The sequence below is a fragment of the Treponema lecithinolyticum ATCC 700332 genome, from assembly GCA_000468055.1.
GTDB lineage: Bacteria > Spirochaetota > Spirochaetia > Treponematales > Treponemataceae > Treponema_C > Treponema_C lecithinolyticum.
In genome coordinates this window covers 118,909-134,344 of record KI260561.1, presented here as the reverse complement: position 1 = coordinate 134,344, position 15,436 = coordinate 118,909, and the positions used below count along the sequence as shown (strand labels likewise).

Annotated in this window: 14 protein-coding genes; 5 read left to right on the top strand and 9 right to left on the bottom strand. The window is 45.3% G+C overall.

All coding sequences use genetic code 11. The features are described from left to right. Positions 1 to 15: 15 nt before the first annotated feature. From HMPREF9193_RS03400 to fucU, 5 genes are all read right to left on the bottom strand, one after another. A complete protein-coding gene (locus HMPREF9193_RS03400) occupies positions 16 to 996 on the bottom strand; it encodes a LacI family DNA-binding transcriptional regulator (protein WP_169720447.1) in 981 nt (326 codons plus the stop codon). Positions 997 to 1,102: 106 nt separating this feature from the next. After that, complete coding sequence (locus HMPREF9193_RS03395) at positions 1,103 to 2,098, bottom strand: ABC transporter permease (RefSeq protein ID WP_021686666.1); 996 nt, start codon at positions 2,096 to 2,098, stop codon at positions 1,103 to 1,105. A gap of 16 nt (positions 2,099 to 2,114) precedes the next feature. Further along, positions 2,115 to 3,641, bottom strand: a complete 1,527-nt coding sequence (locus HMPREF9193_RS03390; RefSeq protein WP_021686665.1) for a sugar ABC transporter ATP-binding protein — start codon at positions 3,639 to 3,641, stop codon at positions 2,115 to 2,117. Positions 3,642 to 3,720: 79 nt separating this feature from the next. Beyond that, on the bottom strand, positions 3,721 to 4,803 hold the full coding sequence (locus HMPREF9193_RS03385; protein WP_021686664.1) for a substrate-binding domain-containing protein: 1,083 nt from the start codon (positions 4,801 to 4,803) through the stop codon (positions 3,721 to 3,723). A gap of 23 nt (positions 4,804 to 4,826) precedes the next feature. After that, positions 4,827 to 5,273 (bottom strand): L-fucose mutarotase, encoded by a 447-nt coding sequence (gene fucU, locus HMPREF9193_RS03380; RefSeq protein WP_040847441.1) that lies wholly within the window; start codon positions 5,271 to 5,273, stop codon positions 4,827 to 4,829. 205 nt (positions 5,274 to 5,478) lie between these two features. Here fucU and HMPREF9193_RS03375 point away from each other — a divergent pair, with 205 nt between their 5' ends. Further along, on the top strand, positions 5,479 to 7,203 hold the full coding sequence (locus tag HMPREF9193_RS03375; protein ID WP_040847527.1) for a cation:proton antiporter domain-containing protein: 1,725 nt from the start codon (positions 5,479 to 5,481) through the stop codon (positions 7,201 to 7,203). Positions 7,204 to 7,289: 86 nt separating this feature from the next. On the opposite strand, the gene HMPREF9193_RS03370 is transcribed toward HMPREF9193_RS03375, so the two are convergent. From HMPREF9193_RS03370 to HMPREF9193_RS03360, 3 genes are read right to left on the bottom strand one after another with little or no spacing between them, the layout of a single operon-like run. Further along, complete coding sequence (locus HMPREF9193_RS03370) at positions 7,290 to 8,150, bottom strand: MetQ/NlpA family ABC transporter substrate-binding protein (RefSeq protein ID WP_021686661.1); 861 nt, start codon at positions 8,148 to 8,150, stop codon at positions 7,290 to 7,292. Between the two features lie 13 nt (positions 8,151 to 8,163). Next, on the bottom strand, positions 8,164 to 8,829 hold the full coding sequence (locus tag HMPREF9193_RS03365) for a methionine ABC transporter permease (protein ID WP_021686660.1): 666 nt from the start codon (positions 8,827 to 8,829) through the stop codon (positions 8,164 to 8,166). Beyond that, positions 8,826 to 9,884: a methionine ABC transporter ATP-binding protein gene (locus HMPREF9193_RS03360; protein WP_021686659.1), complete on the bottom strand. Its 1,059-nt coding sequence runs from the start codon at positions 9,882 to 9,884 to the stop codon at positions 8,826 to 8,828. Before HMPREF9193_RS03360 ends, HMPREF9193_RS03365 begins: the two co-directional genes overlap by 4 nt. 157 nt (positions 9,885 to 10,041) lie before the next feature. Here HMPREF9193_RS03360 and HMPREF9193_RS03355 point away from each other — a divergent pair, with 157 nt between their 5' ends. The 3 genes from HMPREF9193_RS03355 to deoC all read left to right on the top strand — a co-directional run bounded on the left by HMPREF9193_RS03355 (position 10,042) and on the right by deoC (position 12,810). Next, positions 10,042 to 11,169: a hypothetical protein gene (locus tag HMPREF9193_RS03355; RefSeq protein WP_021686658.1), complete on the top strand. Its 1,128-nt coding sequence runs from the start codon at positions 10,042 to 10,044 to the stop codon at positions 11,167 to 11,169. Positions 11,170 to 11,320: 151 nt separating this feature from the next. Next, complete coding sequence (locus tag HMPREF9193_RS03350; RefSeq protein ID WP_021686657.1) at positions 11,321 to 12,172, top strand: 5'-nucleotidase, lipoprotein e(P4) family; 852 nt, start codon at positions 11,321 to 11,323, stop codon at positions 12,170 to 12,172. Beyond that, complete coding sequence (gene deoC, locus HMPREF9193_RS03345) at positions 12,169 to 12,810, top strand: deoxyribose-phosphate aldolase (RefSeq protein WP_040847525.1); 642 nt, start codon at positions 12,169 to 12,171, stop codon at positions 12,808 to 12,810. Before HMPREF9193_RS03350 ends, deoC begins: the two co-directional genes overlap by 4 nt. A 149-nt stretch (positions 12,811 to 12,959) precedes the next feature. Here the strand turns inward: deoC and HMPREF9193_RS03340 are convergent, their stop codons facing one another. Then, positions 12,960 to 13,640 (bottom strand): TDE1717 family outer membrane beta-barrel protein, encoded by a 681-nt coding sequence (locus tag HMPREF9193_RS03340; protein WP_040847439.1) that lies wholly within the window; start codon positions 13,638 to 13,640, stop codon positions 12,960 to 12,962. A 307-nt stretch (positions 13,641 to 13,947) separates the two neighbouring features. Between HMPREF9193_RS03340 and HMPREF9193_RS03335 the strand changes: the two genes are divergently transcribed. Beyond that, positions 13,948 to 15,420 carry a DNA repair protein RadA gene (locus HMPREF9193_RS03335; RefSeq protein WP_040847437.1) on the top strand — a complete coding sequence of 491 codons (1,473 nt, stop codon included), beginning with the start codon at positions 13,948 to 13,950 and terminating at the stop codon, positions 15,418 to 15,420. Positions 15,421 to 15,436 lie beyond the last annotated feature (16 nt).

Below are 15,436 nucleotides of genomic sequence, written 5' to 3'. Positions count from 1 at the left end.
GTTTTACGGCACTTTTTAACGTTTAATAAGTGTCGTAGGCAGCCTTATTTCTTTATATTCTTTCATTTTAGGGTTTTCAATCCGCTCCAGTATCAAGCGCGCTGCCTGCATACCGATATCCTGCAGCGGCTGCGAAACAAAGTAGCGGCACCACGTCATTAAAGACGAATAATACACATCGTCAAAGGCGGCAAACACTATCCGTTTTTGTACGTTTTGCGGTTCTTCCATTACCCGTTTGGAAGCGCCCAATGTTGCCATAAGGTTTACGCAAAAGTAAGCGTCCGGCGGCTGTTTTTTACGCAAAAACGTATCCATAGCGGTATAACCGCTTTCCATATTCATACCGGTTTCACCGACCAGTGCGCGGTCGATTCTTATATGCGCATCGGCTAAAGCTTGCTCATAACCTTCAAAACGCTCTCTGCCGGTCATAGAAGCTTTGTCGCCGCCGACAAAACCGATACGCACAAAACCGTCGCGGATAAGCGCTTCAACCGCTTTACGAGAGCCTCCGGCATTATCCACTAAAACGCAGTCCGCAGGCAGCGCGCTGAAACTGCGGTCAACCAGCACGAGAGGTATGTCCGTTTGTACGCGCTTAAAGTGACGGTATTCAGCGCTTACGGGAATGGCAACAATACCGTCTACAAACTGACTCACAAGGTATTCAAGACGGTCTTTTTCTCCTTCAACCGAATCGTCCGAGCAGCACAAAATCATCGAGTATCCGGCGGCGTGCAAAATTTTTTCAAAATATTCGAATAAAAACATAAAAAAATAATTTGAAAGCTGCGGCGCTATTACGCCGACTGTTTTACTTTTACCTATTTTTAAATTGCGCGCCGCCGGATACAAACGGTATTTTAAACGGGCAATAGACGTATTTACGGCACGGCGCGTTTGAACGGAAACTTTTACGTTTTCATTCAGTACGCGCGAAACCGTAGCGGTTGAAACTCCTGCATCATGTGCAACGTCTTTTATCGTAACCACTTTTTGTACCCGCCCCGTACCCGTCATTTAAATACAAGCGGCGCTAAAACTTTGTAGGCTCAAAATAAACGCAGATCGCACAAACCGCTGCCGGGAACGAAAAACCTTATGCTTTCCGTGCGTTTTTGCGCATATCAAAATACACGGCAATAATAATAATCGTTCCTTTTACCAAAAGTTGATAGTAAGAATCAATGCTTAAATAGGTCATACCGTAATTGATAATGCCCATAGTCAATACACCGATAAGCATACCGCCCATCGTTCCAACACCGCCGGATTGCGAAATACCTCCGACGGTAACTGCCGCTATAGCGTCCAACTCCATGCCGTTTCCGGTAAGCGAATTGGCAAGTCCCAAACGTGAAGCTTGCAAAGCTCCGGCAACACCGTATAAAAAACCTGCCAAAGCGTAAACGGCAACCAAATTCGCTTCTACATTGATACCGGCAACACGCGCCGCTTGCGGGTTTCCGCCGATCGCATAAAAATTCGCCCCTAAGCGGGTATGTCGTAAAATAAGCCACACGATAAAAGCAGCAACGGCAACATAAATTACCAAATTCGGCACATGCCCGATAAAGCCTTGTGCAATGTGTTTATAATCGTCGCGCACGCTTCCGACAACCTTTGCCTGCGTATAGATAAGCTGAATACCGCGCGCTAAAGACATACTGCCCAGCGTCGCAATAAAAGGCGGAAGTTTTGCATAAGCGACCAAAACACCGTTAAACGCGCCGAAAAGCGTTCCCACTAAAACGGCAGCGGCAAGCGGCAGCACCAGCGGAAACACTACCCCCGGATACATAGCTGCGCTATAATTGGCGTTTTGTGCAAAGGATGCGGCTATGCTGGTTGTTAAACACACCATAAACCCGATAGACAAATCTATGCCGCGCGTTATAATAATCATACCGACACCCAAAGCCGCAAAAGCTCTGATGGATTCGGCTATAACCAAGTTTTGTAAAGACGCAACTTTTACCGAACCGCCGCGCGTTAAAATTCCTAAAACGATAAACAGCACAACAAAGGTAATATAGTTGGTATACTTGCTGCCGAAATCTTTTACCGAACGATAATCTATAGAAAATTTTTTCATAGCTTTTTTTTACTCCTCAGTCCGAAAATTTTGTAGCCAAACGCATAACCGATTCTTGCGTAGCGTCTTTTTTATCCAAAATACCCGTCAGCCGCCCGTTGCACAGCACCATAATGCGGTGCGACATACCGATAAGTTCCGGCATTTCCGACGATACCATAATAATCGATTTACCCTCTTTTACCAAATCTGCCATAATAGTATAGATTTCGTATTTTGCACCGACATCTATGCCGCGCGTCGGTTCATCCATAATAAGAATATCCGGCAGCGTCATAAGCCAGCGGCTGACAATAACCTTTTGCTGATTGCCGCCCGAAAGGTTTTGTATTTGCGTATTCATGGAAGGCGTTTTTGTCCTCAGTAAAAGGCTTAAACCGGCTGCCATTTTCTCGGCTTCTTTGTGCCGAATTAAGCGTAGTTTATTTAAATATTGATTTTCCGTGTTCGTAGTAATTGCGGCAATTGCCGTATTTTTTGTAATCGACAAAAGCGGAAAAATACCGGAACCGCGACGGTCTTCGGTAATAAGACCTATTTTATTTTTAATCGCATCGCGCGGAGTGCGTATGCGCACAACTTTGCCGCCGACGATAATTTCTCCTGCAATAACCGAACGCAAGCCGAAAAGCGCTTCAACCATTTCCGAGCGCTGAGCACCCACTAAACCGCCGATCCCTAAAATTTCCGATTTGCGTAAATCAAAGCTGATATCTTGAAACGAACGCGGATTGGGAGAAGACAAATGTTTCACTTGCAATTTTACTTCGCCGGGCACCGTATCTATTTGCGGAAACCGCTGGGTAGTAACGCGCCCGATCATCAAATTAATTAATTTGTCTTCGTTTAATTCGGAAGCAGGATAAGTTCCCACCTTCGTTCCGTCGCGCATAACGGTTACTTCATCGGCAATACGGAATATTTCATTCATGCGGTGCGATATATATATAACGGCAACACCCTTTGACCGTAAATCGTTTACTATTTTAAAAAGGTGATCGACTTCTTTTTCCGACAGCGAAGAAGTCGGTTCATCCATAACCACTACCGAAGCCCCGTAAGAAACCGCCTTTGCTATTTCGCATGTTTGCTGGGCGGAAATGGAAAGATTTGCCATTTTGTCGTTCGGAGAAATCGGCATATCCAATTGTTTTAAAAGCTGTGCCGTATTTTCAATCATTTTTTGATGGTCTATTAACGGCAGTTTTCCCGCCCGCATCGGCTCTCGCCCAAGCCAAATATTTTGCGCTACCGTACGATGGGGCACATTCGATAATTCCTGATGTATCATAGAAATACCGGCTTCCAAAGCATCTCGGGCATCGTGAAATTTTACTTTTTTTCCTTTAAAGAGAACGCTTCCCGAATCGGGATGATATATTCCGAACAAACATTTCATTAAAGTGGATTTGCCCGCACCGTTTTCGCCCATAAGCGCGTGAACGGTTCCGGCTTTAACGTTTACGGACACATCGTTAAGCGCAAGAACGCCGGGAAACTGTTTGGTTATGCCCTCCATACGGAGAACGTACTCGTCACTCATTGGAATTCCTGTATATTGTTTTGTAATGCTGAAACAAAAGCGCCGAAGCAAACACCCTCGGCGCTTTCAGTCAGTTCCGTTATTTTACGATGGGTTTAAAGGGAACCAAAAAGCACTGATCCAAAATAGTTTTGTCGGTTACGGGATCTTCGCCGGTAACCGCTTTTGCCGCAGACAAACCGGCTTTGGTTGTATAGCCGATTGCCGAACCGTTTGCAGCGACTTGGTATACCAATTCAAATGCCGTAGTCGATTGTCCGATGGAATCCTGTAAAACCGTTGCATACATTTTGTTTTCGTTCATAGAACGCACGCCGGTTTCGGTTCCGTCAACACCGATAACGGGTACTTTTAAAACGGTACCGTCACCGTTTGTATCCTTAGTTACATCGTTCGGATCGTCGGTATATTTATTGGTTAACATAGATTCGATCGCACCCAATGCCATATCGTCGTTTTGTGCGATAACCACATTGAATTTATTTTTATGAGCGGCAATCCATGCATCCATTTTTTGCTGAGCTTCGGCAGCGCCCCAGTTTGCCGTATCTTCGGCAACCATAGTAACTTTATAGCCGCGCGCCTTTAAACCGTCGACTGCGCCTTTGCGGCGGTTTACTTGAGCCGGATGTCCCAGCTGTCCGTTTAAAAGCAATACATTGGCAGCTTTACCGGGAGCTTTATCGGGATATTTTTTAAAATATTCATCGATAATTTGAGCTTGAATATCACCTGCAACACTTTCGGGAGAAGAAGCGAGGAAAAAATTTTTCCCCACTTTTAAGGCAGCAACGGAAGGCTGAATATTTGAAAAAGCCGCCGCGCCTCCTTTAGCTTCAATGGCTTTTGCCATTTGTTCGGTAGCTCCGGTATCCTGCGGAATAATAACAAAGTATTTTACACCCTGCGTTAAAAGCGCGTTCAATTGATCAAGCTGTGTTGCAACATCGCTGTTGCCGTCCAGCAATTTTAATTCAACTTTGTTTTCCGCAGCCATTTTTTTTAAGTTATCGGCATAGTCGCGTAAAAAAGTTTCGTTTAAGTTGCGGATAAGAGCTCCCATCACCACTTTGCCGCCGGCAGCTCCGTCTTTTGAACCGTTTGCAAAAACCGCTGCCGCCGCAAAAACGAGAACAGCCAACACCAAACCTAATCTTTTCATAAGATTACTCCTTGTGTATTTTTTTAAAGCCAGTCGCCCGAAACGGGTACGACGCCTTTTTTAATAATAATATTACCGTACTTTACTGTTTCTCCGGTAACTACGACGGCAAAAGCCGACTTTGAGCGCTCATAAAAAGCAAAGCGGTCTATGCGCGTAATAGGCGGAGCATCCGGATATATGCGTTTAATTGCTTTTACGTAAGAAGCTTCAACGCTGTCGTCCAAAACATCTCCTTTAACCGGAGCCATCATAACCAGCGCATCTTTTACATACGGATCTATGTTAATCAAGCGTAAAATACCGTCAAGCAAAGACGGTATGCGTATACCGTCGGCGCGCAACACCCGCTGATTGCACGAATCTGCAGGGTAAAAAGCGTCGGACAGCACTAATTCATCGCCGTGCCCCATGCGGTGCAAAACGGAAATCAATTCAGGCCCGATAACAGGCGATACTCCAATAAGCACGATTTGTCTCCCGTATTTGATTATTTCATGTAATCGTTTACATTCCTATCATCTCACTGAAATTTAAATTTGTCAAGAAAAATCGAAAACTTTGTTATGCAAAAGACAAATAAACTGCACAACAATCGCCGCAAAAGGCAATTTCAAAACAGTTGCTTTAAAGCGGATGCTTTACTTTTTTGTGCAAAAGACTATACTGAAATTTATGAATAAATTGGCAGAATTTCTTCCCGCATTTATGCACATTTCGCGTTTGGAAAACACAAACCTTATTTTACTGCTCGGTTTTATTTTGCTTTTAGGCGCTTTGGGCGGACGTTTGTTTCAAAAACTGAAAATACCGCAAGTGGTAGGCTACATCGTTATCGGCATATTGCTCGGACAGTCCGGCTTTCAAATATTATCCGCTTCCGTTATAACAGCGCTGGATCCGCTTTCGAGCATTGCGCTTTCCCTTATCGGCTTTATGATCGGCGGAGAGCTTAAATGGCAGGTAATTAAAAAGTACGGCACTCAATTTATAGGAATTTTGCTTTTTGAATCGATCGTACCCTTTTTTGTAGTATCGATCGTCATTACCGGCGTTTCTTATGCGGCAACAAAAAACTTTGCAACCTCTTTAGCGCTCGGTCTTGTGCTGGGCGCCATATCTTCGGCAACGGCTCCCGCCGCTACTACCGATGTACTAAGGGAAAACCGCACCAGAGGTCCTTTAACCACAACCGTACTGGGTATTGTCGCCTTGGACGACGCGGTCGCCCTTATTTTGTACGCGTTCGCTTCTTCCATTGCCGCAACGCTTTTGGGCGTACGCACGGCAAGCGTCGCATCACAGCTTTTACTTTTGCTGTACGATATTTGCGGCTCAGTTGTGCTGGGTGCCGTTATCGGCTTTTTTTTAAGTTTGTTTATCCGCAACGTTATGACAGATTCAGGAAGAATTTTAGGCTTTTCGCTCGGATCGCTGTTTCTTTCTACCGGTATTGCATACTTTTTGCACTTGGACACGATTTTAGCGGCAATGGCGCTGGGCTTTTTTATGGTAAACTTTGCACCGGCAAAAACGCGCCCGACTTTTACGCTTGTTGAAAATTTTACCCCGCCCATTTACGTTTTATTTTTTGTATTGGTTGGCGCAAAACTGAATATATGGAACGTAACCGCCTTTGTCGGCATATTGGCGGTTTTATATGTTGTTTTACGCACCGCAGGTAAAAGCATCGGAGCCACGTTCGGCTCGTATATAACAAAGGCAAGCGAATCCGTACGTAAGTACTTGCCATTTTGCTTACTCAGCCAAGCCGGCGTTGCCATCGGTCTTTCCATATCCGCAGGTCACAGTTTTTCGACGACTATAGGACCGACCATACTGCTTATTATTACGGCGACCACCTTTATCGTACAACTTATCGGACCGGTATGCGTAAAATACGGCATAAAAAAAGCCGGCGAGTGCAATTTGGATATTACCGAAGAAGATTTAATGCGTTCCGCTTGCGTAGCTGACGTTCAATGGAACGATTTTACCCTTTGCTCGCACAGCTCGCCTGCAATCGTAAGCGAAACCGAACTTTTGCGTAACCTTATCGATTCGTTCAGCCGGCATTGCAATTTAAACTATGCGGTAAAAAACACGGACGGAACACTTGCAGGCTTTATTACGCTTGAACGATTAAAAGAAGCGCTTATTATGTCCGAATGGCATGAAGGCTTACTCGCAATGGATATTATGGAACCGGCAAAGGTTGTTTGTGCACCGCAAACGAGTATTCCTGACGTATACAAATTGTTTACTCAATACGATTGCGATGCGCTTCCCATTGTAGATGAAAACAAAAAAACATGCGGCGTTATCGAAAGAAGCGCTATCGACCATTTTTTACATCAAAAACTGATAGATTTACACAAAAAAATCGCAGGCTTAGGTTAACCGGAACATCTTTGTATTGCAAACAATACGGTTGTGTACCCGCCTGCAAGTCATGCAAAACGCAGGCGCAGTACACAAATTAAAGCTTAAAAAACTTTTACCACTTCGCCGTTAGGATAACGTTCGGCTATAAAAGCGGCAATTTTTTCGCTGCGCAAAGCTTGCATTAAAGCCGCAATCCGCTCGTCGTTTTCGTTTTCTTTTTTAACGGCTACCACGTTTACATACGGGGAATCAGAGCCTTCAACAAACAAACCGTTTTGTGCGGCACTTAATCCGGCAGGAATTGCATAATTACCGTTTATAACGGCAGCGTCAGTGTCGGCAAGTACGCGCGGCAAAGAAGCGGCTTCGATTTCTCTAAATTTCAGTTTTTTAGGGTTTTCCGCTATGTCGGCAGGAGTTGCCGTAATACCCGCATTTTCTTTTAAACGGATTAACTTTGCCGATTGCAAAAGCAAAAGAGAGCGACCTTCGTTTGTAGGATCGTTGGGAATAGCAATAACGGCGCCGTCGCTTAGCTGTTCCAGCGCACTGTATTTTTTTGAATACAAAGCAAGGGGTTCAATATGGACGCCGCCTGCGCTTACCAAGTGAGTTCCCTGTTCTTCGTTAAAAGATTGTAAATAAGGAATATGCTGGAAAAAATTTGCATCGATTTGCCCGCTTCCCAAAGCCGCATTCGGCGTAACATAATCGGTAAATTCTATAATTTCAAGGCGCACACCTTCGTTTTGTAAATCTTTGCTGATTAGTTTAAGCATTTCGGCGTGCGGTTCGGGTGTAGCGCCCACTTTTAAAACTTGTTTGCCTTCAACGCCGCTTAAAACCTTTGAGCTCATTCCGTCCGTTTTTTTTGCACATGCACCGTTAAAAATAAAAACGGCAGCTGCCAAACCGATTGCAAAAACACCGCGTATTTTGCATTTTTTAGTTGTTTTTTTCATACACACCATCCTATTATCTTCGCTTTATTTGGGCGCTGCTTAAAGCACTGCCGAGCGTTTGGATCAATTCCACAAAAAGTATAATGAGGGCAACTGAACACACCATAACATCGGCGCGAAAACGCTGATATCCGTAACGTATTGCCAAGTCGCCCAAACCGCCGCCGCCGACAGCTCCTGCCATCGCCGAATATCCGATAAGGTTTATAATCGTCAGCGTAATACCGGAAGTAAGCGAAGGCAATGCTTCGGGTAAAAGCACTTTTACGATTATTTGAAAATCGGTTGAACCCATTGCGCGGGCGGCTTGCACCACTCCCTCGTCCACTTCTTTAAAAGAATTTTCGGCGATCCGTGCTGCAAAGGGCGCTGCCGCTATGGAAAGCGGCACAATGGAAGCTGCCGTACCGATACTGGTTCCTATGAGTAAGCGCGACAGCGGAAACAAAAGGATCATCAATATAATAAAAGGAAAAGAGCGCAATACGTTTATCACGCGGCTGACGATTTGATACAGCACAGGGCGCGGGCGAATACCGGAAACCGGATCGCTGACGCACAACAATATACCCAGCGGAAAACCCAAAGCAAGCGAAAAAAAAGCCGAAGCAAACACCATAACCAATGTTTGCAGTGCTGCCGGAGCAATCAATGTAAAAAGACCGTTCCAATCGATCATGCTTTTTCTCCTTCGGTTTCAACAATTATACCTTGCTCTTCCAGCCATACAAGCGTTTTTTGCAATTCTTTCGGAGAGCCGTTTATATCGGTTATAAGCGTACCGATATCTTCGTCGCTTACGTGCTGAATACCGCCGGCACGGATATTGAATTCTACATTAAACAAGCGCGAAGCTCTGCTTAAAACCGGTTCTCCGGTACGGTTTCCAATAAACCGCAAAGTATACTTTCCGCCTTCGTTCGACCAGCGCACTAAGGCAGCGTTTGAAGACGGCGCATCCGACACGGTTTCGGCTGACAGCGAACTTGTATACACGGCAAGATGAGCTAAAAAATCTTTTGTAAGCGCTGCTTTCGGATGTGCAAAAACATCGGCGGTTTTTCCCTGTTCTGCAATACACCCGTCATCCAAAACGGCAACAGATGTACAAATATCGCGCACTACTTCCATTTGGTGCGTAATCATAATAACGGTTAAATTCATTTGTTTTTGAAGGTTACGTATTAAAAGCAAAATGGAGCGTGTCGTTTGCGGGTCAAGCGCGCTGGTTGCCTCGTCGCACAAAAGAACATCCGGTTTATTTGCCAAAGCCCGGGCAATGGCAACGCGCTGCTTTTGTCCGCCGGAAAGCGTGCTTATCGGCGAGCGTTCCCTGCCTGCAAGACCGACCAAATCCAACAGCTCGTGTGTACGATGGCGAATATCCCGTTTGGAAACCCCGGCTATTTCCAAAGGATAGGCAACATTTTCTCCTGCATTGCGCGAACAAAACAAATTAAAATTCTGAAAAATCATACCAATCCGGCGGCGCCGGGCGATAAGCTCTTTTTCGCTTACATTGTCAACACGCACATCATCGTAGAACACGGAACCGGCATCCGGTTTTTCAAGCAATCCGATAAGGCGAACCAAAGTCGATTTTCCCGCACCGCTTTTACCGATAATTCCGTATACGGTATCCGATGGGATGGAAAGAGAAAGATTTTGTACCGCACGAATTTCCGTGTTCTTTTCTTTATACGTTTTTGTCAGCGATTCCAGCCGAATTCGCATGAACTGAACTCCTCAATAGTATTGTTACTCTTTGTATTTTATGCCTTTTTTTGTTTATAAAGTCAACAGTACTCCGTATTTACTCTTTTATTTTATAGCGATATAACATATACTTACCGTATTCGGCGGTTAGCAACCGGCTTTTACAGGAGGAATTATGAAAAAAATCATAGGCTCACTCGTATTTTCGGTATTGGCTATAAGCGCGCTCAGCGCTCAAGCGCAAATACCCGGCTTTTCCAACACCGTACACGCTTCTTTCGGTCAATCTTATACCAAAAAAAAGCCGAAAGTTGAATTTTTCGGTTTTACCGATTATTTTACCGGAAACGTTACGGTAGGCAAATTGGTGTTTGCAGGAGACATCGCATGGCAGCTTATTCCCACATCCCGAGGCATAAACACCCGTTTTATCGACCCCAATTTGAACGTCGTTATAACCCCGATAAAAAATCTTGACATCGGCTTGGGTACCAATTTGGATTGGACGGTCGGCCCCGGACCCTCGAGCGGTCCTGCATGGAGTGCATACAATATGCCTTACTACGGCGGTCTTAATTTAAAGAATGCCCCAGAGAAAGTATCTTCAGACAGGGATTATCCTACCGGCGGATTTAAAGTTATCAACTATTACGCTCAAAAAGCATTTGCCGTCCGCTATAAATATAAGAATATTTTGGAAGCCGGCGTTTCGCTTCCCTCGTTAAAAGACACCGACAATTTTAACGCAGGATTGGGAATTAAAGCAAACGTAAAAGACAAATTTACCATCGGCTTTGCATACAACGGTCCGTTTAATGCAGGAGAAAACTATTTATATTTGGGAACCCATATTTCCGCCGTAAAGAATTTTATAATCGATGCGTATTGGAATATGTTAACCGATTCGGGTACCACCCGGCATGACGGAGCAAACACGGTCGGCGGTGCCATCGCCTTTACGGTACGCAAGTTTTACATTAAACCCGAATTTGCAGTAACGCTGTGGAGCGATACGGATTGGGCTCCCGCATTTTATGCGGCGGTTAACTCACACATATATTTTTCAAAAGAAATACGCGGCGGCTTAAAAGCAAGCTGGGGCTTGGGTTCGGATTTGGTAAAAAACGATCCCGATAACAAAATCACTGCCGGCGCCAGGTTGGATTTGAACCCGCACATTGTGTGGTTTATCGACAAAAAAAATGTGTTTTCCGCCGGAGTTCATATAATTCCCATGTGGTGGCGCGACGGCACCAATACGTTTGCATGGGAAATTCCCGTTGCATGGAAGTTTTTGTTTTAGATAAAAACATTACTCGGGCGCTGTGCGCCCGAAAACACCTGCACCACAACAAAATACAAGCTTTATCGAGAACAAAAGATAACAACTTGTAAAACATCGCAATACTTGACAGCGGCAAAACCGCATGCTACCCTGAATTAAGGAGGTTGCTATGAAAAAAGCAGCAAAAACTATTTTTATTCTTTCTTTTTTAGTTCCATATCTCGTATCCTGTGCAAGTTCAATGGCAATGAACGAGCAAACGCCAGAAGCAAAAAAAGCGGCGGCAGAAGCTTTGCTTTTGGAACAAAGCGTAATGGCAGTAAACTGGATGCAGCGCTCCGGCGAATATCGCGCTTTAACATACCAAGCCTTTAACAGCGCCCGTGCTGCTTTTGACAATGCAAAAGCTTCCAACGGATTAAAAAAAGCCGTTGTTGTAGACCTCGACGAAACCATGATAGATAACAGTGCCGAAGGTGCAGTTAGAATTTTTATGCATAAGGAATTCGATTCCGAACTATGGACAAAATGGTGCGAAGCCGAAGAAGCTATAGCCATTCCCGGCGCCGTAGACTTTGCAAATTATGTTAATTCCCACGGCGGAAAAATGTTTTATGTTTCCAACCGTAAAACGGGAGCAGAATACGAACCCACACTTAAAAATTTAAAAGCTTTGGGCTTTCCGGGTGTGGATGAAAACACTTTGCTGCTTAAAAGCGATTCGTCTAAAAAAACAGCTCGTTTTGAACAAGTTGAACAACAAGGCTACACAATCGTTTTATTTGTAGGCGATAACTTAGACGATTTCGGCTTTACAAACGAAACCTATCATCAATTAAATGAGGTGCGCTGTTCGGTAGTCGATAAAAACAAAGCCGACTTCGGCGTAAAATATATTATGCTGCCCAACCCCGTATACGGCGGATGGGAAGGCGGCTTGGCCGGCGATTATTATAAAACAACTCCGGAAGGCCGCGTAAAAATTCGTCACGACAACTTGCGTTCATGGAAAATAAAATGAACATAAACGAATACATCGATCATACGGTGTTAAAAGCTGCAGCGTGCGAACAGGATATTTGCAAGCTGTGTGACGAGGCAAAGCGGTACAAGTTTTATTCGGTATGCGTTAATTCATGCTGGGTACCGCTTGCCGTAAAAGAGCTTAAAGGATCGCTCGTGCACGTGTGCTCCGTTGTAGGTTTTCCGTTGGGAGCTATGGCAGAAAAAGCAAAATGTTTTGAAGCCAAAACAGCAGCGGAAAACGGTGCCGATGAAATCGATATGGTTATCAATGTCGGGCTTTTAAAAAGCGGGTGTGACGATGCCGTAAAACACGAAATCGCCGAAATAAAAAAAGCAATCGGAAGCCGTGTGCTGAAAGTTATTATAGAAACTTGTTATTTAAGCCGCGAAGAAAAAATAAAGGCATGCAATCTTGCCGTTGAAGCCGGTGCGGATTTTGTAAAAACGTCCACCGGTTTTGGAACAGGCGGGGCTACGTTTGAAGACGCGCAGCTTATGCTCGACACGGTAAAAGGCAAGGCAAAAGTTAAAGCTTCAGGCGGTGTGCGCGATGCACAAACGGCAAAAAAATATCTTGAAATGGGCGTAATGCGACTGGGTACCAGTAACGGCATTCAAATTATGGAAGGCTAAACGCAGATACCGGCATAGTAAATCAAGGAAACTGACCAAAAACTGAAGTTTTTGGTCAGTTTTAATACCGGTGTGCAGTGCACGCGCCCGATACATTTTTATGTCAGGCGCGTATGCAAACACAGCGGCACAGCAAACCGGCAAAACGGTTAAAATTTAAACCCAATACCTAATCCGAAGTTAAACTTCATTCCTTCACTTGAAAATTGCGAGCCGGAATTTTGTGCATAATCTTTTTGTTTTTGTACTTCTTCGGGTACGTTTAGCTGCCAGCCGAAAAGAAACTGCGGGCGTAAAAACAGTTTTTTTACTATAAAAAAGTCGGCGCCGAATCCCGCATCAAACCAATAACGGTTTGCCTTTGCTAATTCTTCGCGCGTCATGCGGTGCGTGCCGCCGATAATCGGTATTTCGTACTCTCCTGCAAGAGGAAAGTCAAAGTCAAAACCGACCAAAGGATACAGCTTTATCGAACCGGCGGAAAACGGGAATTTACCCAAAACACCGATGTTGAAATTAGTAAGTAAAACCGCAGTATCTTCATAATTGGTAGCCAAAGAAAGAGCAGACTTTTGAATGGTCGTTGTTCTTTGTTTACCGATCATCATATCTACCCCTAATTGCAGCTGAACGAATTGAACATCAAAAAATCCGTTAAAACCAACCATGTTTTGATTTGTAAACACAGTGGCATAGTCGCTGCCGTTTTCGGTTTTTGCAAATCTAAAACCGTGGGTATAATCGGCAATACCTCCGACGCTTATATCGATTGCCCAAATGCCGGTAAGCGTACAACATGCAATAAGCAGTGTACCTATCAGTTTTTTCATATACATACTCCTTTCAAAATCCGGCAAGCTTAGTATTGTTTGCCGGTAAAGATGTTTAGTATTTATAAAACATTTTATCTACTTTTATTGCTTTGTCAATGCATGTGTAACATACACAGCCGGCATACTTGCAGCACTATCGGCATATTGCCGTGTCCATGCGTGTACCCCCCCCCATGAATACCGGCGCGCGCTACAACACCTATGTGCGCGCGTTCTTGACAAATTTTAACGGCGCACTTTATACTAAAAGCGCTGAAAGTAAGTATACTCAATAAACATCAACGATCAATCGGCGCGGTAAAAAATGACGAAAAAAAAATCGGCTTCTACAGTATTTAAATGCAGCTCATGCGGATATACGCAGCCACGCTGGATGGGGCGCTGCCCCGAATGCGGCGAATGGAACAGTTTTACCGAATGCGTTTTGGGTGCCGGTTCTAAAACTCCTGCGTTTGCTGGAGCGACCTTGAGCGAACGGGCAAAACCGATGCCGCTTTCTTCCGTTGAAAGTGCAAGTACAAAGCGCCTTGAAACCGGCATTGTCGAATTTGACCGCGTGCTCGGCGGCGGTGCGGTAAAGCGTTCGGCAGTCCTTATCGGAGGAGAACCGGGCATAGGAAAGTCTACGCTGCTTTTGCAAAGCGCTTCGGCTCTTGCTTGCGCTTGCCGCACCGGAGCAGCAAGCTCGGCAGGAACAAACGCAGGAGAAACCGGTGCAAAAAGAACCGGCAAGGCAATGCCGCCGAATGCAAGGGGAATGCCGACTGCCGCCGCAAAGATGGGCAGCGCCCGGGTACTATACGTGTCCGGCGAAGAGTCGGCTTCGCAAATACGCTCACGTGCAGACCGCCTCGGTTTGAATTGCGAGGGCATAGAAATTCTGTGCACGTACCGCCTAGACGATATAGAAGCCGCTTTAAATGCGCTTAATCCCGTATGTGTTATTGTAGATTCCATACAAACGGTTTGTTCGGCAGAAGCCGGTGCAGTGCCGGGAACCGTCAATCAATTAAAATACTGCTCGTCAGAGTTAACCGCGTGGGTTAAAGAACGGGATTCCGTTTTATTTATGAGCGCGCACGTCACCAAAGACGGATCCATTGCCGGTCCCAAAGCGCTGGAGCATTTGGTGGACACGGTTATTTCGTTTGAACAAAACGACGACCGCGTACGGTTTTTACGGGCAATGAAAAACCGCTTCGGTTCGGTAGACGAATTGGGTATTTTTTCGATGAGCGAAAAAGGGTTGGAAGCACTCGCCGACCCTGCTTCTCTGTTTATTATACGTCGCACCGGCGGCATTCCCGCAGGAGCTGCGGTAACGCCCGTTTTTGAAGGAAGCCGCGTTTTTATGGTAGAAATTCAAGCGCTGACCGTTCCCGCCAAAGCCGCTTTGAGCCGGGTATATTCGGATAAAATAGACAGTGCCCGCGTAAGCCGCGTAGCAGCTGTATTGGAAAAAAGGGCAGGCATTCGCTTTAGCGATCAGGATATTTATATAAATGTAGCAGGCGGTATGCGGCTGACTGAAAGCGCTGTAGATGCGGCTTTGGCGGCAGCACTGTATTCGGCGCGCACCGGCATTCCCTTGAAAACGGGAGGCGCCGTTACCGGCGAGTTAAGCCTTGCAGGCGAAATCCGCCCCGTAAACCGCCTTAAACAGCGCGCAAAAGCGTCTCAAACGCTCGGCTTTACGCACTTGGTTGCTCCGGAAAAAGAAACGGGCGTGCAAAACGTAAGCGACATTCAATCGCTGATAAAAACACTGTTCTCGTAAATACCGCTTGCACTGA

Coding starts and splice junctions, on each gene's coding strand:
- HMPREF9193_RS03375 (WP_040847527.1), top strand. CDS start 5,479: ATGAATAAATTGGCAGAATTTCTTCCCGCATTTATGCACATTTCGCGT.
- HMPREF9193_RS03385 (WP_021686664.1), bottom strand. CDS start 4,803: ATGAAAAGATTAGGTTTGGTGTTGGCTGTTCTCGTTTTTGCGGCGGCA.
- HMPREF9193_RS03390 (WP_021686665.1), bottom strand. CDS start 3,641: ATGAGTGACGAGTACGTTCTCCGTATGGAGGGCATAACCAAACAGTTT.
- HMPREF9193_RS03370 (WP_021686661.1), bottom strand. CDS start 8,150: ATGAAAAAAACAACTAAAAAATGCAAAATACGCGGTGTTTTTGCAATC.
- HMPREF9193_RS03365 (WP_021686660.1), bottom strand. CDS start 8,829: ATGATCGATTGGAACGGTCTTTTTACATTGATTGCTCCGGCAGCACTG.
- HMPREF9193_RS03350 (WP_021686657.1), top strand. CDS start 11,321: ATGAAAAAAGCAGCAAAAACTATTTTTATTCTTTCTTTTTTAGTTCCA.
- HMPREF9193_RS03355 (WP_021686658.1), top strand. CDS start 10,042: ATGAAAAAAATCATAGGCTCACTCGTATTTTCGGTATTGGCTATAAGC.
- deoC (WP_040847525.1), top strand. CDS start 12,169: ATGAACATAAACGAATACATCGATCATACGGTGTTAAAAGCTGCAGCG.
- HMPREF9193_RS03335 (WP_040847437.1), top strand. CDS start 13,948: ATGACGAAAAAAAAATCGGCTTCTACAGTATTTAAATGCAGCTCATGC.
- HMPREF9193_RS03395 (WP_021686666.1), bottom strand. CDS start 2,098: ATGAAAAAATTTTCTATAGATTATCGTTCGGTAAAAGATTTCGGCAGC.
- HMPREF9193_RS03340 (WP_040847439.1), bottom strand. CDS start 13,640: ATGAAAAAACTGATAGGTACACTGCTTATTGCATGTTGTACGCTTACC.
- HMPREF9193_RS03360 (WP_021686659.1), bottom strand. CDS start 9,884: ATGCGAATTCGGCTGGAATCGCTGACAAAAACGTATAAAGAAAAGAAC.